This is a genomic window from Olsenella uli (genome assembly GCF_901212655.1).
GTDB classification, from domain to species: Bacteria; Actinomycetota; Coriobacteriia; order Coriobacteriales; family Atopobiaceae; genus Parolsenella; species Parolsenella uli_A.
Map to the genome: position 1 here is coordinate 53,483 of NZ_CAAKON010000044.1, position 16,826 is coordinate 70,308.

Annotated in this window: 15 protein-coding genes; 12 read left to right on the forward strand and 3 right to left on the reverse strand. The window is 67.5% G+C overall.

Annotation, left to right across the window (positions count from 1 at the left end; all coding sequences use genetic code 11):
- Nucleotides 1-7: 7 nt before the first annotated feature.
- The 6 genes from EFAMC2_RS08535 to recN all read left to right on the forward strand — a co-directional run bounded on the left by EFAMC2_RS08535 (nt 8) and on the right by recN (nt 6,186).
- A complete protein-coding gene (locus tag EFAMC2_RS08535; protein WP_154028585.1) occupies nt 8-895 on the forward strand; it encodes a DegV family protein in 888 nt (295 codons plus the stop codon).
- A gap of 256 nt (nt 896-1,151) precedes the next feature.
- Complete coding sequence (locus tag EFAMC2_RS08540) at nt 1,152-1,814, forward strand: YveK family protein (protein ID WP_154028587.1); 663 nt, start codon at nt 1,152-1,154, stop codon at nt 1,812-1,814.
- Between the two features lie 3 nt (nt 1,815-1,817).
- The gene (locus EFAMC2_RS08545; protein WP_222838576.1) at nt 1,818-2,891 is read left to right on the forward strand and encodes a CpsD/CapB family tyrosine-protein kinase; all 1,074 of its coding nucleotides are present in this window, start codon (nt 1,818-1,820) and stop codon (nt 2,889-2,891) included.
- A gap of 15 nt (nt 2,892-2,906) precedes the next feature.
- Nucleotides 2,907-3,575, forward strand: coding sequence for a CpsB/CapC family capsule biosynthesis tyrosine phosphatase (locus EFAMC2_RS08550; RefSeq protein WP_154028589.1), 669 nt, complete (start codon nt 2,907-2,909; stop codon nt 3,573-3,575).
- A gap of 116 nt (nt 3,576-3,691) precedes the next feature.
- Nucleotides 3,692-4,555, forward strand: a complete 864-nt coding sequence (locus EFAMC2_RS08555) for an NAD(+)/NADH kinase (RefSeq protein ID WP_154028591.1) — start codon at nt 3,692-3,694, stop codon at nt 4,553-4,555.
- The gene (gene recN / locus EFAMC2_RS08560) at nt 4,552-6,186 is read left to right on the forward strand and encodes a DNA repair protein RecN (protein WP_154028593.1); all 1,635 of its coding nucleotides are present in this window, start codon (nt 4,552-4,554) and stop codon (nt 6,184-6,186) included. The genes EFAMC2_RS08555 and recN overlap by 4 nt, the downstream gene beginning before the upstream one ends.
- Before the next feature lie 184 nt (nt 6,187-6,370).
- Here recN and EFAMC2_RS08565 read toward each other — a convergent pair whose 3' ends face one another.
- The 3 genes from EFAMC2_RS08565 to EFAMC2_RS08575 all read right to left on the reverse strand — a co-directional run bounded on the left by EFAMC2_RS08565 (nt 6,371) and on the right by EFAMC2_RS08575 (nt 9,277).
- Complete coding sequence (locus tag EFAMC2_RS08565) at nt 6,371-7,303, reverse strand: SPFH domain-containing protein (protein ID WP_154028595.1); 933 nt, start codon at nt 7,301-7,303, stop codon at nt 6,371-6,373.
- Between the two features lie 269 nt (nt 7,304-7,572).
- Entirely contained in the window at nt 7,573-8,343 is a 771-nt protein-coding gene (locus EFAMC2_RS08570; protein ID WP_154028597.1) for a TatD family hydrolase, read from the reverse strand.
- Nucleotides 8,344-8,386: 43 nt separating this feature from the next.
- Nucleotides 8,387-9,277 (reverse strand): ThiF family adenylyltransferase, encoded by an 891-nt coding sequence (locus tag EFAMC2_RS08575; RefSeq protein ID WP_261980216.1) that lies wholly within the window; start codon nt 9,275-9,277, stop codon nt 8,387-8,389.
- A gap of 441 nt (nt 9,278-9,718) precedes the next feature.
- Here EFAMC2_RS08575 and EFAMC2_RS08580 point away from each other — a divergent pair, with 441 nt between their 5' ends.
- From EFAMC2_RS08580 to EFAMC2_RS08605, 6 genes are all read left to right on the forward strand, one after another.
- A complete protein-coding gene (locus EFAMC2_RS08580; RefSeq protein WP_154028599.1) occupies nt 9,719-11,200 on the forward strand; it encodes a DUF1846 domain-containing protein in 1,482 nt (493 codons plus the stop codon).
- Between the two features lie 266 nt (nt 11,201-11,466).
- Nucleotides 11,467-13,125: a CTP synthase gene (locus tag EFAMC2_RS08585; protein ID WP_154028601.1), complete on the forward strand. Its 1,659-nt coding sequence runs from the start codon at nt 11,467-11,469 to the stop codon at nt 13,123-13,125.
- A 162-nt stretch (nt 13,126-13,287) separates the two neighbouring features.
- On the forward strand, nt 13,288-14,187 hold the full coding sequence (xerD, locus tag EFAMC2_RS08590) for a site-specific tyrosine recombinase XerD (protein ID WP_154028603.1): 900 nt from the start codon (nt 13,288-13,290) through the stop codon (nt 14,185-14,187).
- Between the two features lie 427 nt (nt 14,188-14,614).
- On the forward strand, nt 14,615-15,058 hold the full coding sequence (locus EFAMC2_RS08595) for a division/cell wall cluster transcriptional repressor MraZ (protein WP_154028605.1): 444 nt from the start codon (nt 14,615-14,617) through the stop codon (nt 15,056-15,058).
- A gap of 15 nt (nt 15,059-15,073) precedes the next feature.
- Nucleotides 15,074-16,030 carry a 16S rRNA (cytosine(1402)-N(4))-methyltransferase RsmH gene (gene rsmH / locus EFAMC2_RS08600; protein WP_154028607.1) on the forward strand — a complete coding sequence of 319 codons (957 nt, stop codon included), beginning with the start codon at nt 15,074-15,076 and terminating at the stop codon, nt 16,028-16,030.
- A gap of 177 nt (nt 16,031-16,207) precedes the next feature.
- Nucleotides 16,208-16,816 (forward strand): hypothetical protein, encoded by a 609-nt coding sequence (locus EFAMC2_RS08605; protein WP_154028609.1) that lies wholly within the window; start codon nt 16,208-16,210, stop codon nt 16,814-16,816.
- Nucleotides 16,817-16,826: the final 10 nt, after the last annotated feature.

Sequence of the window (16,826 nt, forward strand, 5' to 3'; positions counted from 1 at the left end):
GGTCCAGATGCCCACCTTCACGCTCACCTGCTGCTCCACCGCAGACCGTCCACGGGACTTCTTCGAGTCTCGCGGCATCCCGTATGCCTGCTTCCATTGGAACGAGGGTGGGGTGGACCACCTGGACGACCTCTACCAGTCCATCTCGCCCGAGTCCTTCTACGCCGCCGTCAAGGCGGGCGGCGAGCCCACCACCTCGCAGGTGGGCGTGGGCGAGTACCTCGAGCTCTGGGAGCCCATCGTGGCCTTGGGCTCGGACGTCTTGCACATCACGCTCTCGAGCGGCCTCTCCGGCGCGTACAACTCCGCCTGCGTGGCGGCCGCGCAGCTCGAGGAGGCCTACCCCGGTCGGCGCGTTCGCGTGGTGGACTCGCTGGGAGCGAGCTCGGGCTACGGTATGCTCGTGGACTACGTGGCGGACCTCCGCGACGCCGGTGCCAGCCTTGACGAGGCCTACGAGTGGGCGCTCGCGCACCGCCTGAACGTCCACCACTGGTTCTTCTCCACGGACCTCACGAGCTACATCCGCGGGGGCCGCGTCTCGAGGGTGAGCGGATTCGTGGGCACGGCCCTGCGTATCTGCCCCGTGCTCAACATGAATGACGAGGGCAAGCTCATCCCGCGCGACAAGATCCGCACCAAGGGCAAGGCGGCCAAGGACGTGGTGGCCCGGATGCTCGAGCACGCGGAGGGTGGCGCCGCGTACGCCGGCAAGTGCGCCATTTCCATGAGCGCATGCCGCGAGGACGCCGAGCACGTCCGCGACCTTGTGGAGGCGCAGTTCCCGGCGCTCGCGGGCAAGGTCACCATCAACGACATCGGCACGGTCATCGGCTCGCATACCGGCCCCGGCACCGTGGCGCTGTTCTTCATGGGTGACACGAGGGGTCGTTAGCCCGAGCGGCCTCACGGGCCCACTGGCCTGGTGGCACGCGGGCCCGCGCTAGGCGGCCGTCGGCCTCCGTCATCGATTTCCTATATGAGCTATTCGCTGGAGCCGCCGCCGTTCAGGCGAGCTTGTGTGCAAGCACCGCAAAAACCGGTGCGCGGGCCATTCTTCGGGGGCATGCCGCGGGGCGTGCTGTATGCTAGCTCAGCAAAGAAACCTAGTGGGGGCATGCGTGATTCCCCCGAGAGGGGATTCGCGAAGCATGACTCTGCTGGACCTTCTCCACCTTATGCGTAAGCACCTCGGGGTGGTCATCGCCCTGCCGGTTGCCTGCGCCGCGACCATGGCCGCCGTGAGCTTCCTGCTCCTGTCCAACACCTACACAGCCGACACGACGCTCTACGTGCAAGCCAAGGGGGCGACGCAGGGCACGTCGTCCAACCTGTACTCCGACCTCAACGCCGGCCAGATGATCGCCAACGACGTGGCCTCGCTTGCCGATAGCGAGAGCGTGCTCGACGCCGCCTCCGCGCAGCTGGGCATCACCGACCTCAAGGCCTTCAAGATCAGCGTCTCGAGCGAGTCCACCACACGCGTCATCAAGCTCTCCGTCACCGGCAAAGACCCGCGCGAGTGCTCCCAGGTGGCCAACGCCGTGGGCGCCGCCATCTCCAAGGTGGCCCAGGAGTCCATGGGCGTCCAGGGCGTCAACGTCATCGACGAGGCCAAGACGCCCACCGAGCCCAGTGGCCCCAACCGCAAGCTCTACACGGCCGTCGCCTTCCTCGGCGGCCTGTTCGTCGCCGTGGCGGGCATCGTGCTCGTCGACATGGTGAACACGAAGATCCGCGGCGTGGATGACGCCGAGGAGACGCTCGGGGTCCCCGTCATCGGGCGTATCCCCCTGACCAAGACGGGGAGGTAGGCCATGCCGCGCAAGAAGGGCTCCGACAAGTCCGCGATGCAGAACGCCGCCAAGACGCTGCTCGCCAACATTCGTTTCGCGTCCATCGACTCGCCCATCAAGACGGTGACCGTCACCAGCTCCCGCCCCAATGAGGGCAAGACCACCGTGGCCGCCGCCCTGGCCAACGCCGCCGCCACGGGCGGCAGGCACGTGGCGCTTGTCGAGTGCGACATGCGCCAACGTTCCATGGCCGCCCAAATCGACGTCCGCGGCGCGCATGGCCTGTACGCGGTGCTCTCCGGCAAGGTGTCGCTCGACGACGCCATGACGCCCACGCACCAGAAGAACCTCGACTTCCTCGACGTGGAGCCGGGCATTCCCAACCCGCCCGACGTCATTGCGTCCAAGCGCTTCCGCAAGCTCGTGCGCGACCTGCGCGCAGACTACGACCTCGTGATCTTCGACACCCCGCCGGTGGGTGGTTTCGTCGACGCCGCGGAGCTGGCGACACTCACGGACGGCACACTGTTCGTGGTGCGCGAGAACTTCGTGAAGCGCGAGGTGGCGGCCGACGCCATCGAGCAGCTGCGCAAGGCCGGCGCCAACGTGCTGGGCTCCGTGCTGAACTGCTGCGAGCTCAGCTCGAGTGGCTACTACGACTACTACTATCACGAGACAGAGGGCTCCAAGCCCGCCGTAGCTGCACCCAAGGACGCCCTCGAGCACGAGGCCGCGGAGGGCACCCCCAAGCACGAGGCCGCGGGGGGCATCCCCGAGCGCGAGGCCGCGGAGGACATCCCCGGGTACGAGGCCGCGGAGGTCGCCCCCGAGCATGCGCGCAAGGTCTCTCCCTCCGAGACGGGCGCGTTCGTGATCGCGGCCCAGCAGAGTGCCGCGCGCAACGGCTCCGCCCATGGCTACGTGACGGTCGCCTCCGGCTCCTCGGCGCCCGGCGCGCCCGCGAGGCCCCAGGCTCCCGCCTCTCGCGCCCAGGCCCCGCTTCCGGCCTATGGCCAGCAGGGCACGCGTTCGCAGCGCGCCGGCCAGGGTTCCGGCGGCCCCTACGTGCCGTCCAAGAACCCCTACACCCGCTAGCGGGCAGCGGCCGCCATGCGCGACATCCACTGCCACATACTCCCCGGTGTCGATGACGGTGCCCGCGACCTTGCCGAGAGCATGGACATGCTCGAGGCCGCCCAGGCCGCGGGCGTCACCTCTATCGTTTGCACGCCCCATTGCCGCAACCCATACTTCGACTACGAGGCCATGTGGGCGGCGTTTCGCGAGCTTCGCGCCTCGGCGCCCGAGATGCCCATGACGATGGGCTTCGAGGTGAACATCGAGAAGCTGCGGAGCCTGGGGATGGGGTGGGCCCCGCGCCTGGGCTGTGGCGTGCTCGAGCCGGACGATACTGCCACGACCTTCCTCCTCGAGCTGAGGACGGGTGCCACCCCGGATGATTTCCAGGAGTACGAGCGCTACATCTACGAGCTCCAGGCCCTTGGCTACACCGTCATCATCGCCCATCCCGAGCGCTACCGCGCCATCCAGAAGGACATCCGCCTCGCGGAGCGTCTCGTTGAGCTTGGCTGCAAGCTCCAGGCCTCGGCGGACTTCGTGAGGGGCGGCAGGCTCGGCCACGAGCACAGGCCTGCCAAGCGTCTGTTCGACGCGAACCTCTACTCCTACATCGCCAGCGACGCGCATCGCCCGGAGCACTATCGCTACCTCGCTGAGGCGCGGGCCAAGTATCGGACGCGGGGTGCCCACCTCCGCTAGGCTGCCACTCGGTGCTACACTCAGGTGCGTATGATACAGGCGTTCGCCCCCGGGGCGTCCAATCCCCGCAAGCGGCGACGCCTGTTTGCACGTCTCCGCGTGAAGGGAAGCGCCGCGTGAAGATCTTGCTGGTCCCCAACTACTCTCGGCTCGATGCCGTTCAGGCGGCCGCCGTCCTGGAGACGTGGCTTGCCCACGAGGGAGTCGAGGTGGCGTGGGCGCACGACAAGAAGCGCGAGCCCAACCGCGTCTGCGACCCCGAGGGCTGCGCGCTCGTGGTCTCGCTGGGTGGCGACGGAACGCTCCTTCGCGCCGCGCGGATCGTGGGCTACCGTGAGATTCCCATCCTCGGCCTGTCCTTCGGTCATCTCGGTTTTCTCACGGGCGCCGGGTCGGACGAGGTCGTGAGGTCCGTGGCGTCGGCGCTTGCCGGCGAGATGCACCAGAGCCGTCGCGCCACGCTGGACGTGGACGTCACCTTCGACTGCGGTGGTGGCCTCAAGCGCGACACCCACCACTTTGCCCTGAACGAACTTGCGCTCACGCGCGGCGGCCTGGGCGACATGATCGAGTTCGACGTCGCGGTGTCCGGCAACCACATCGACCGCCTGAGGGGCGACGGCTTCGTTGTGTCCACCGCCACGGGCTCCACCGGCTACGCGCTCTCTGCCGGCGGGCCCATCGTGACGCCTGAGTTCAACGGCATGGTCTGCGTGCCCATCGCGCCCCACACGATTCTCGCCCGCGCCTTCCTCACGTCTTCCTCCGACGTGGTGGAGCTCCAGCTCTCGCCGGACCGCCCGGCGGAGAGCAGCGTCTTCGTAGACGGCCGGCTCGTGACCTGCCCCGAGGGCGGCTCCACCGCGGCCTGCACGGTACGGCGCGGCGCGGGTGACATCATCCTGCTCGACTCCGATGCCGGCGGGTTCTATGACTCCGTCTCGCGCGTCTTCTATGGGGGCATGAGGAAAAAGCAATGATTGACGAGCTCCACGTTGAGAGCGTCGCCCTGATCCGCGACGCGACCATCCAGCCCGCGCCCGGCCTCACGGTGCTGACGGGTGAGACGGGCGCCGGTAAGACGGCCCTGCTCAGTGCCTTGAAGCTCCTGGTAGGCGAGCGCGCCGACGCAGGCGCCGTCCGCGAGGGCGACGACTACCTGCTTGTGGAGGGGCGCGTCTACCTGGGCCCTAATGACGATGAAGGCCACGTGGTGCGCCGGCGCGTGGAGGCGGGTGGCCGCGGCCGCGTGGAGATTGACGGCCGCATGGCGAGCGTGCGCGAGCTGGCCGAGCAGGTGGGTGCCACGGTCGACCTCTGCGGCCAGCACGAGCACCAGCGCCTGCTCTCCGTGGCGACGCACGCCGCGATGCTCGACGCCTGGACCGGAGAGGCGGCGTCTGCGGCTCTGGAGGGCTACCGAGCGGCGTTGGGGGAGGCCCGCGATGCCGCCGAGGAGCTTGCGCGCGTGCATGAGCTTGCGCAGTCTGGTGCCGAGCGCCTCGAGCAGGCGGCCTTCGAGCTCAGGCGCATCGACGAGGTCGACCCACAGGAGGGGGAGCTCGAGGAGCTCGAGGAGTCACTGCCGCGGGCCGAGCATGCCGAGGCGCTGCTCCGGGCGAGCGAGGCCGCCCGCGAGGCCGTGTCTGGTGACGGAGGCGCCGCGGACGCTCTGTCCTCGGCCGTGCAGGCGCTGCGCGAGGCGGCGCGCTACGACGACGCCCTGGGCTCATTGGCAGACACCCTCGAGAGCTCGCTGATCGACATCGAGGACGCCGGCTCCCAGCTGCGCGGCTACCGCGACTCCGTGGAGCTCGACCCCGAGGAGCTCAACCGCATGCAGCAGCGCATGGCGGCGCTCCAGGGCCTCATGCGTACCTTTGGCCCCGGTATGGACGACGTGCTTGCCCGGCGCGAGCGCGCTCGCGAGGTCGTCGAGGCCTCCGGAGACTCGGGGGAGCGCGAGCGGTGCGCGGCAAAGGCCGTCGAGGCCGCCGAACGCAGGCTCGCGAAGGCGGCCGACGAGCTCGATGCCGTGCGCCGCGAGGCGGCGCCGCGCTTCGCCGAGGCCGTCACGGGGCAGATGGCCCGCCTCGAGATGGGGACGGCCGTGCTCGAGGTGTCTGTGGAGCGTCTGCCCCGCGCCCAGTGGGGCGCGACGGGGCCCAGTCGCGTCGAGCTCATGTATCGCCCCGGCACGGGCCTCACGGCCCGCCCACTGCGTCGCATCGCCTCGGGCGGCGAGGTGAGCCGCGTCATGCTGGCGTGCAAGGTGGTCCTTGGCGAGGCGGACGGTGTGGACACCCTCGTGTTCGACGAGGTCGACGCCGGCGTGGGCGGCTCCACGGCGCGCTCGCTCGCGGCGGTGCTCGCAGACCTTGCCAAGACGCACCAGGTCATCGTGGTGACGCACCTCGCGCAGGTGGCGGTGCGTGGCGAGCGCCATTACCTCGTCTCGAAGGGCGAGGTCTCGGGCGTGCCCGAGACCTCGCTGACCGAGATTGACGGCGAGGGACGCGTGGCCGAGATTGCCCGCATGCTCTCCGGCGACACGAGCGAGATCTCGCTCGAGCACGCCCGCGAGCTTCTGGGGGAGGGCGCCGCTCGCTAGGCGCGCATATAGAGTGTCCGCGCGACGCGGGTCTCGCGTCGCAAAGAGGGACGGCCGCCTCTCGGCGACCGTCCCTCTTTGCGTGATGCTTTGTCGATTGCACGGCAGGCATGGGGCTGATTGCGGGCCGGCGCGCCTGCCTATCGATGCCGATCGCCGGCGCGCAACCGGGCTACGGGTGAAACTACTCGCGGCTCCTCTGGCCCTCGCTCTGCCTCTGGGCGGCGATCATCTGCTCGAACATGCTCGCGCTCTCGCGGAAGTCGCTCGGCAGCACCACCGTGGAGCCCTTGCCGCTCTTGGCAAAGTCGGCCATCATCTCGGTCCACTGCGTGAACATGAACAGGGCGTTGGCCTCGGCCCCCGAGACGCCGCTCTCTTGGATGGTGCCCAGCGAGTCCTTGATGCCTTGGGCGATGGCCTTGCGCTGGTTGGCGATGCCCTTGCCGCTCTCCTCCATCGCCTCGGCCTCGGCCTTTGCCTCGGTGACGCGCTTGATGCGGTCGGCCTCGGCGAGGTCCTGCGCCGCCGCCTTGGTGCGCTGGGCGGCGTTGATCTGGTTCATGGAGTCCTCGACCTCGCGCGGCAGCGCGATCTTGGTGATGAGGGTGGAGACCAGCTGGAAGCCGTAGCCCTCCATCTGCTCGGCAACTGTCTCGTTGACGTCGCGGGCGATGTCGTCCTTCTTGGCAAAGACCTCGTCAAGCGTGTAGACGGGGATGGCGCTGCGCAGGGCGTCCGTGAGGAAGTCGCGCATCTGCTCGGCGGGGTTCTGCAGGGTGTAGAAGCTCTTGTACACGCCCGACTCGGCGGGCGAGTCGCCGCGGCGCCCGTCGACGCGGTACTGGGCCGAGATCTCGAGGTCGATGGTAACGTTGTCCTGCGTCTTCACGTCAACGTTGAAGCCGTTCTTCATGGTGCGGAGGCTGATGGTGGCGGCTCGGCGGTCGATGAACGGAATCATGACGTTGAAGCCGGCGTACACGATGCGATTGAACTTGCCAAGCCGCTCGATGATGACGGCGTGCTGCTGCTTGACCACGAAGAACGCCTGGGACAGCAGCCAGATGACAACAAGCAGGACAACGAGCGCAACGATGATGTTTGCAAAGAACATGAGTGCTCCCTTCCGAGGGGTCATTATGCCCAGTCTACCCGCCCGCGCGAGGGCCGTATTCGCGCCTTACGCTTCCCTGACGCCGTTGGCCGATTGGCGAGCGGCAAGCGGGGCGTCGTGGGGATGGGCGCGGCGTGGTTTGAGGACCCGCACCGCGACCTGGGCGACCTTGTGGGTTGGGGCGCCCGCGTCGCGAGCCGGGTGGCCCGCGAGTTGGAGGGCGCCGGTGGGTCCTGCGGGCCGGGGGAGTTCCGTGGGGCCCAGATACCCTACAGGCCGAGCAGGCGTGCGGAATGGCGGGCAATCTTCGGGGGCGCGTCCTCGCCGTGGAGTTTCGCGATGACGTCGAGGGCGCCTCGAAGCCCCTCGGCAATCGCGGTGGGCGACAGGGTGGCTCCCTCCTCGGGCGATCCGGGCAGGTCGGTCTCGAGGAGGAGCCGGCCTACGGGTATCTGGTGGGCGTACTCGCGGCCCCGACGCGTGGCGAGCATGCGCGGCCCTACGGAGAAGAGGCAGCCCATCTTGCGAGCGCGGGCGAGCTCGTTGCCGGTACCGGAGAACCAGTGGAGGATGGCGTCGTTGTTGGCACAGGTACCGTGTGCCTCGAGGAGGTCCAGCACGGCGCCGGCCGAGCGCACGGCATGGATTGAGAGCACGTGGCCGCCGCCCTCGCAGGCGGCGAGGATGGCGTCGAGGGCGGCTACCTGCGCGTCGGCCGAGGCGTCGCGGCCGTGGGCGAAGTCGAGGCCAACCTCGGCGACATAGCGCCTGGCGGCCGCGAGCTCTGCGGCGCGGGCCACATCCCCGGGCCCGCAGGTGCCATCGGCTACCCACCAGGGATGGAGCCCCACACCCACGCGCACGTTCGTGGCGCCGGCAAAGCTCCTGCCCGCGCGCTCGAATCCATCCGGCGTCACGGTTGCCGAGAGCGCGTCCACGCCCAGCGAGGCGAGCTCCCGCGCGACGGCTCCCGGATTGGCAAGGAAGTCCAGGTGGCAGTGCATGTCGTGCCAGATAGTCGCTTCCACGTGGCTGCTCATGTCCCATCGCTCCTTGGAATCGCTGCGCCCCCGACCGTGGGCGCTACGCTTCCGTCGTTTGCGCCCAGCGCCAGGGCTCGAAGCCCAGCAGCGCCCGCACGACGCGGCCAGCCACCATCTGCCCGGCGATGGGCGGCATGAACGAGGCCGTTCCCAGGTTGGGGAGCCCGCCGTGCGACGAGCCCGCCACCTCGTGCGGGCGGACTGGCTCCTCGGGGGAGTAGAGCACCTCAAGGTGCCGGATGCCGCGCTTTGCGCACTCCTTGCGCATGGTGCGCGAGAGCCGGCAGACGCGCGTCTTGCGCACATCGGCGAATTGGAAGAGTTCCGGGTGCAGCTTGTTGGCCGCGCCCATGCTGCTCACGAGGGGGATGCGGGCGCGCCAGCTGACCTCGGCGAGCGCGAGCTTCTGGCTCACGGTGTCGATGGCGTCCACGACGTAGTCGATCTTGCCCGCCCCGACAACGTTGCCCTCCGCGTCAACCTCGGCGCCGGCCCAGGCAAGCAGCTCGGGGAGGTTCTCGCGCGAGACGAACTGACAACGGGTCTCCACGTGGCAGCTCGGGTTGATGTGGGCGATCATGCCGCGCATCACGTCTACCTTGCGCTGGCCGAGGGTGTTCGTGAAGGCGAGTGCCTGGCGGTTGAGGTTGCTCGGGTCGACCACGTCTCGGTCCACGAGGTAGAGCTCGCCCACGCAGCTACGTGCGAGGGCCTCGACGCAGGAGGACCCCACGCCTCCAAGACCCAGCACGAGCACGCGCGCCCCGGCAAGCCTGGCCAGGCCGCCCTCGCTGTAGAGCGGGCGCAGGCGGGTCTGGATGGTGGCGGTGGGCGTCGTCTCTGCTGTGGCGCGTCCGGTGTCCGCGGGCTCGTCCAAGGTGGGGGTTCCGACGGGGATGTCGTGAGCGGCGGGCTCTTGAGTCTGGGTCACATGTCCTCCTGTCTCGGCACGCTTTGCTGCCACAGACCTTACCTATTTGTGTCCTCGGACGCGATCGACGCCCAAAACCCCGGTTTGTGTCGAGGGAGTGCTGCTATCTATAGTTTTTCGGAGACCTCTCGGGGTCAGTGTGAGGCGGTAGAGTTCTAACACCTTATCTACCTGCGATTTTGCGAATGCCTTCTCGTCTTACGTCGGACGGAGGCACCATAGGCCGTGGAAAACAATAGAAAACTCGACTTACTCCCTCCCTAAGGGCAAGAATTGGCGCCGTCGAGGGGGTCGTAAGGCCACGGAAAACGATGGGCCTTTGGTTTTTCGTTTGCCTGTATGCTACCGAGTGCCGAGCCGTTCTGCAGGGGCCTTGGACCGCACTACCGAGGTACCGAGCCGTCCCCGTTCCCATACGCCACGACCCCACAAGGAGCCGCCATGCGCACCGGATTCGACAACGACCGCTACATCGAGCTGCAGGCAGCGCGCATCCAGGAGCGCATCGATCAGTTTGGCGGCAAGCTCTACCTCGAGTTTGGCGGCAAGCTCTTTGATGATTACCACGCGAGCCGTGTCCTGCCCGGCTTTGAGCCGGACGTCAAGTTCCGCATGCTTGAGAGCCTCTCGAGCGAGGTCGAGGTCATCATCGCCATCAACGCCAACCACATCGAGCGCAACAAGGCGCGCGGCGACCTGGGCATCACCTATGACGAGGACGTCCTGCGCCTCGTGGACCTCTTCCGCGCCAAGGGCTTCGCCGTTGCCGCCGTGGTGCTCACGCAGTACGCGGGGCAGGGGGCTGCGGATGTCTTCCGTCGCCGCCTCGACACCCTCGGCATCCCCTGCAAGCTGCACTATCCTATCGAGGGCTATCCGCACGACGTGGACCTCATCGTCTCCGAGGACGGCTACGGCAGAAACGAGTTCGTGGAGACCACGCGCCCGCTCGTGGTGGTGACCGCGCCGGGCCCCGGCTCCGGCAAGCTCGCCACCTGCCTCTCGCAGATCTACCACGAGCACCGTCGCGGCACGAAGGCGGGCTACGCCAAGTTCGAGACCTTCCCCGTGTGGAACCTGCAGCTCAACCACCCCGTCAACGTGGCCTACGAGGCGGCCACGGCAGACCTGGACGACGCTAACATCATCGACCCCTTCCACCTCGAGGCCCATGGCGAGACCACGGTCAACTACAACCGTGACGTCGAGGCCTATCCCGTGGTGCATGCCCTCATGGAGCGAATCCTAGGGGAGAGCCCCTATCAGAGCCCCACGGACATGGGCGTCAACATGGTGGGCTTCGCCATCTCGAGCGACGAGGCCTGCCGCGAGGCGAGCAAGATGGAGATCGTGCGCCGCTACTTCCAGGCGGCCGTGCAGGTGAGGCGCACCGGCGTGGGCAACGAGCTGGTGGACCGCCTGAAGCTCATCATGAAGAAGGCGGGCGTGGACAAGAACTTCTCGCCCGCGCGCTCGGCCGCACTCACGAAGGAGCAGGTCACGGGGGCTCCGGTGGGCGCCATGGTCATGCCCGGCGGCTCGGTGGTCACGGGCAAGACGAGCGAGCGGCTCGGTGCGGCGAGCTCGCTCATCATGAACGCGCTCAAGGAGGTTGCCGGCGTGGACATGGAGCTCGAGGTCATCAGCGACGAGGCCATCGAGCCCATCAGCCGTCTCAAGACGCACTACCTTGGCAGCCAAAACCCGCGCCTGCACCCGGACGAGACCCTCATGGCGCTCTCCATCACGAGCGCAACGAGCCCGGTTGCCGCGTGCGTGCTGACAGGGCTCGAGGAGCTGCGCGGGTGCGACGCGTTCTTCTCCGTGATCATCTCGGCGACCGACGAGGAGCTGTTGAAGAAGCTCGGGATCAACGTATGCTGCGAGCCCAAGTACGAGCGCGCCGGCATCTACCATAGGTGATGATCCGCCGCCGACCCCGGCGCATCCCGTCCGCTCGGTCACTTGCTTCGCAAGTCCCTTGGCCTCGCGTTCGGGACGTGCCGGGGTCGGCTCTGTTGACGTTGCCGTGGCGTGTGCCGGGGCGCCCTTCTGGTGGTAGGTCGCCGACCTTGGCTTGCGGCGTATGAAAAAACGGCGCAAGCGCAGCGGGGGCGCGTGCGTGGTGCTAGAATGAATTTCCCGTAGAGACACTAGGTTCTTTTACGGGAAAGCGCAGGTACAACCACATGACCAAGCATATCTTCGTCACTGGCGGCGTCGTCTCCTCCCTTGGCAAGGGCATCACGGCCGCCTCGCTCGGCCGCCTTCTCAAGGCCCGCGGCTACAAGGTCATGATGCAGAAGGCCGATCCCTACCTCAACGTTGACCCGGGCACCATGAGCCCGTTCCAGCACGGCGAGGTCTTCGTGACCGAGGACGGCAAGGAGACTGACCTCGACCTCGGCCACTACGAGCGCTTCATCGACGAGAACCTCACGCGCAACTCCAACTTCACCACGGGCATCATCTACCAGTCGCTCATCACGCGCGAGCGTCGCGGCGATTTCCTCGGCGGCACCGTGCAGGTCATCCCGCACGTCACCAACGCCATCAAGGAGCGCTTCTTCCGCATCGAGGAGCAGACCGGCGCCGATGTGGTCATCACCGAGCTCGGCGGCACCATCGGCGACATCGAGAGCCAGCCGTTCCTCGAGGCCATGCGCCAGTTCCGTCGCGACAAGGGCGCCAGCGACGTCTGCTTCATCCACGTCTCTCTCGTGCCCTACATCGCCGCCGCCCACGAGGTGAAGACCAAGCCCACGCAGCACTCCGTCAAGGAGCTGCGTGCCCTCGGCATCCAGCCCGACTTCATCGTCTGCCGCTCCGACCACGAGGTGGAGGAGCCCATCCGCGCCAAGATCGCGAGCTTCTGCGACGTCGACGCCGACCACGTCTTCGAGAACTCCGACTGCGCCTCCATCTACGACGTGCCCAAGCACCTCGCCGACCAGGGCTTCGACCTCAAGGTCTGCGAGCGCCTCGGCCTCGACCCGCGCGAGAGCGACATGAGCGAGTGGTACGGCTTCACCGACCGCATGCACGCCGCCAACGCCAAGCAGGACACCACCACCATCGCCGTGGTGGGCAAGTACACCCAGCTGCCCGACGCCTACCTCTCCATCATCGAGGCCCTGCACCACTCCGGCGTCTACTATGGCCGCCACGTCAACATCAACCTGATTGACGGCGAGAACCTCGACGAGTCCGACGTCGAGGAGGTCCTCGGCGGCGCCGACGGCATCCTCGTTCCGGGCGGCTTTGGCATCCGCGGCCTCGAGGGCAAGGTCCTCGCCGCCCATCGCGCCCGCACCCAGAAGCTCCCGTTCCTGGGCATCTGCCTTGGCATGCAGGTGGCCGTCTGCGAGTACGCCCGCAACGTCGCCGACATGCCCGGCGCCAACTCCACCGAGTTCGTGCCTGATTGCGAATATCCCGTCATCGACCTCATGCCGGACCAGGAGGACGTCACGGCCAAGGGCGGCACGATGCGCCTCGGTGCCTACCCGTGCAAGGTTGCCGCCGGCACCCTTGCCCACGAGGCCTACGGCGAGGACCTCATCTACGAGCGTCACCGTCACCGCTATGAGGTCAACAACGCCTTCCGTGATCGCCTGCGCGAGGCCGGCCTCACCTTCTCCGGCGTCTCTCCCGACGACCGCCTCGTCGAGATGGTCGAGCTTCCCGAGGATGTGCACCCCTGGTTCGTTGCCGCCCAGTTCCACCCGGAGTTCAAGAGCCGCCCGACGCACCCGCAGCCGCTGTTCCGCGAGTTCGTGCGTGCGGCCATCGCCAACCACGAGGGCGTGAACCGTCACGACGTGGAGGCGCCGGCTAAGGAGGCCTAGGGCCCGCGCCGACCGCCCTGTTCTTCCAGAGCTTTCGCCACGGGCGACAGAGCGGCCCAATCAAAAAGCGTAGAATTTTACGCCCCGGCGCACACGTTGGCCCGGGGCGTTTTCGTGCCTCGGCACGGGTTGGCAGTTGGTTGCGGATTGGGGCGGCGGGCCGTGGATCTTGCGCGCGCACTCAAGGAATACCTGAACTACGTTGCCGTCGAGCGCGGGTGCTCGCGCAACACCGTGCTGGCCTATGGCCGTGACCTGCGCAACTACCTTACCGGCCTTGGCAGGGAGGGCGTCACCCGGCCAGATCAGATCACCCGCGAGCGCATCGAGGCCCACATTCACCGTCTGCGCGAGAGCGGCATGGCCGTCTCCAGCGTGGAGCGCGCCATCTCCGCCATCAAGGGCTTCCACCGCTTCATGGTGAGCGAGCGCATCACCACGTCGCATCCCGCGGCAGACCTGCCGCTGCCCAAGAAGCCCGCGCGCCTTCCCAGCGTCATCAGCCAAGACCAGGCAAACGCCCTGCTGGACCAGCCGCTCCCCGAGACGCCCGCCGGCCAGCGCGACCGCGCGATCCTCGAGGTGCTCTATGGCTGCGGCCTGCGCGTCTCCGAGCTCTGCGGGCTCGACCTCAGGCGCGTGCTCTTTGACGAGCAGGTGCTGCGCGTGCTGGGCAAGGGCGACAAGGAGCGCATCGTTCCCATCGTGGGCACCGCCGCCGTCGTGCTGGAGGACTACCTCGAGCACTGGCGCCCGCAGCTCGTGAACCCGCGCGTCTCCACCTCCGCCGTCTTCCTCAACAACCGAGGTCGCCGCCTCTCCCGTCAGAGCGTCCACGCCATCGTGGCGCGCGCAGGGGTCGTGGTGGGCATCGAGGGCCTGCATCCCCATACCCTTCGCCACAGCTTTGCGACGCACATGCTCGAGGGTGGGGCAGACCTGCGCGTGGTGCAGGAGTTGCTTGGCCATGCGGACATCTCCACGACGCAGCTCTACACGCACCTCGACCGCACGCACATACGAGAGGTGTACCTCGAGGCGCACCCGCGCGCGCACTCGTGACCTGAAGGGCCGGCCGTGCGCGGGTGGTCTCGCAAGGGTGGAGCTTGTTTGGCCCCTGAGCTGGGGCGTTGCTACAAATACCTATCTCTAGCTGCGGCTTCATGATTTCCTCAAAAGCTTGAGGGTTGCTTGAGGCTTACAAAATCCTCTCCCTGGGCGCCCCTGGATGCCCCTGCCACCATCACCTGTGTTGCAAACGCATGTTCCCACAAGTCCTAGAGACACCGTCTTTGCCCAAAGTGGCCTCTAGGTTTCGGTGAGTGGCCCATAGGGGCAAATAGTCGGATTTAGGGTTGCCCAGTCACTCCGAGGGCCTTAGTATTCTTGTACGCGCCAGCGGGGCCGACCGGACTCGTGGGCGCGTCGCGCGCAAGCGCGGACGAGCAGGCCGGGACGCCGGCACGCGACGCCGAGGGGGAGTGAGTAGATGTACCTGACGGGCTCCAAGACCGTTTCCATGGATGCCCAGGGTCGCATCACCCTTCCTGCCGACTATCGCGAGGACTTCAAGGAGTCCGGAAACAAGGTCTGTCTCATCCTCGTGAAGGGCGCGCTGTGGGGCTTTACCCCCGAGGGGCACAGGGAGTGGGTGGAGAGCTGCTTTCCAGAGGGCTTCAACCCGCGCAGCAAGAAGGACAAAAAGCTCCGCCTGGCGCTCAACGCCAAGACGGTGACGGTGGACATCGACAAGTCCGGGCGCGTGGCGCTTGGCAAGATGCCCGAGTCCGACCTTGAGAAGCTGTGCTTCGGACGCGAGGTCGTCGTTGTCGGCGACGCGGACCACATCGCCGTCTACAACACGGAGAAGTGGGCTGAGGAGCAGGCCGAGCTCGAGGATGACCTCGACGCTCTGCTGGATGACGAGGACTAGCGAGGGGTGAGGGCATTGACAGACGAATATCGGCACGTACCCGTGATGCTGGGGGAGGTCCTGCGGGAGCTGGACCCCAAGCCCGGGGATGTCGTCTGCGACTGCACGTTGGGCGGGGCTGGTCATACGGTCGAACTCGCCAAGCGCGTGGCGCCCGACGGCCTCTCCATCGGCATCGACCAGGACGACATGGCGCTGGCCGCCGCCACCGAGCGCTTCGAGCGCGAGGTTCCGGAGGGCCGGCACCACTTCCTCAAGGGCAACTTCGGCGACCTGGACACGCTCCTGGTTAAGGCCGAGGTTCCCGGCGTGGACTGCTTCCTGTTCGACCTCGGCGTCTCTTCCCCGCAACTCGACATACCCGAGAGGGGCTTCTCGTACCACGAGGATGCGCCCCTCGATATGAGGATGGATCCGGGCAACAACACCCTAACCGCAGCAGAGGTCATCAACACCTACAACGAAGCCGACCTCGCCCGGATTCTCTCCGTCTATGGTGACGAGCGGTTTGCCCCGCGCATTGCGCGCGAGGTGTGCCGCCGCAGGGAGAAGGAACCCGTCGAGACGACCCTGCAGCTCGTCGACGCCATCAAGGCCGGCATCCCCGCGGCGGCACGCCGCAAGGGAGGGCACCCGGCGCGCAAGACCTTCCAGGCCCTGCGCATCGAGGTTAACCACGAGCTCGAGGTGCTCGAGCGGGGGCTGGAGGCGGCGGTTCGCTGGACAAACCCCGGTGGCCGCATCTGCGTCATCAGCTACCACTCGCTTGAGGACCGCATCGTGAAGCACCTCTTCCACGAGTTCTCCCAGGGTTGCACCTGCCCGCCAGACCTGCCGGTCTGCGTGTGCGGACACGTGCCGATCATTCGCGTGAAGACTCGCAAGCCACTCGTGGCGGGCGAGGAGGAGCTCGAGCGCAACCCACGCGCCCGCAGCGCCAAGACGCGCGTGGCGGTCAAGCTCGACGCCTAGCGCACCCATGGCAACCTCGGCCCCGCGCCGTCTTTGCATAGCACCACCGCCGCGACACCCTCGCAGCGCAAACACACCACCAGGCACCACCAACGCACCCACACGCACCACACCGCAGCCTAAACGCACCACCACCGCATCACACACACGCTACTTCGCACAACGGGGATGAAGCTCATGTACCAGGGTTCCGAGGCCTACCGTCTCGACGCTCCCGGAGAGGGGGCGCTTGCTCAAAACTCCGCGCCTTCCTTCGAGGTCTTCGAGGGCAGGGGCCTTGACGCCCAGGCTCGTCGCGGCGTCTCCTCGCAGCTTGTCACGCGCCTGAGGGTGCTCGCGGCAGTTGTGTGCGCCCTTGCGCTCCTCGGCATTGCCCGCGTGGGCATCTACTCCGCCGCCGTGAGCGTGCTGGCCGACAACACCTCGATTCGCTCCGACATCAAGGATGCCCGCTCCACGCAGGGCGACCTCCGCGTAGAGCGTTCGGTGCTCTCCAGCAGCACCCGCATCGGCCGCATCGCGACCCAGTCCTACGGCATGGTCGCCGCCGATGACCCCGAGCAGATGGTCGCCGGCTCCACCGAGGCCCCTGCGGCCGACGGTTCCGGGGCAGAGTCCAGCTCCGACTCCGACGCCACCCCTGGCGACGTGGCCGCGAGCTCCGATGCCTCTGCGGGCACCGACACCTCCGCCCGCGCCGCTGCCTCGCTGGGCAACGTCGCCCAGACCGACGGCGACGGCTCCACCGCCGGTTCCAATGCAGTGACGATGGATTCGATCGGCTAAGCGCGGCCAT

Excerpts from the sequence above, each read along its gene's own strand:
- EFAMC2_RS08535 (WP_154028585.1), top strand. The coding sequence starts at position 8 with ATGCCCACCTTCACGCTCACCTGCTGCTCCACCGCAGACCGTCCACGG.
- EFAMC2_RS08540 (WP_154028587.1), top strand. The coding sequence starts at position 1,152 with ATGACTCTGCTGGACCTTCTCCACCTTATGCGTAAGCACCTCGGGGTG.
- EFAMC2_RS08545 (WP_222838576.1), top strand. The coding sequence starts at position 1,818 with ATGCCGCGCAAGAAGGGCTCCGACAAGTCCGCGATGCAGAACGCCGCC.
- EFAMC2_RS08550 (WP_154028589.1), top strand. The coding sequence starts at position 2,907 with ATGCGCGACATCCACTGCCACATACTCCCCGGTGTCGATGACGGTGCC.
- recN (WP_154028593.1), top strand. The coding sequence starts at position 4,552 with ATGATTGACGAGCTCCACGTTGAGAGCGTCGCCCTGATCCGCGACGCG.
- EFAMC2_RS08565 (WP_154028595.1), bottom strand. The coding sequence starts at position 7,303 with ATGTTCTTTGCAAACATCATCGTTGCGCTCGTTGTCCTGCTTGTTGTC.
- EFAMC2_RS08570 (WP_154028597.1), bottom strand. The coding sequence starts at position 8,343 with ATGAGCAGCCACGTGGAAGCGACTATCTGGCACGACATGCACTGCCAC.
- EFAMC2_RS08580 (WP_154028599.1), top strand. The coding sequence starts at position 9,719 with ATGCGCACCGGATTCGACAACGACCGCTACATCGAGCTGCAGGCAGCG.
- EFAMC2_RS08585 (WP_154028601.1), top strand. The coding sequence starts at position 11,467 with ATGACCAAGCATATCTTCGTCACTGGCGGCGTCGTCTCCTCCCTTGGC.
- EFAMC2_RS08595 (WP_154028605.1), top strand. The coding sequence starts at position 14,615 with ATGTACCTGACGGGCTCCAAGACCGTTTCCATGGATGCCCAGGGTCGC.
- EFAMC2_RS08605 (WP_154028609.1), top strand. The coding sequence starts at position 16,208 with ATGTACCAGGGTTCCGAGGCCTACCGTCTCGACGCTCCCGGAGAGGGG.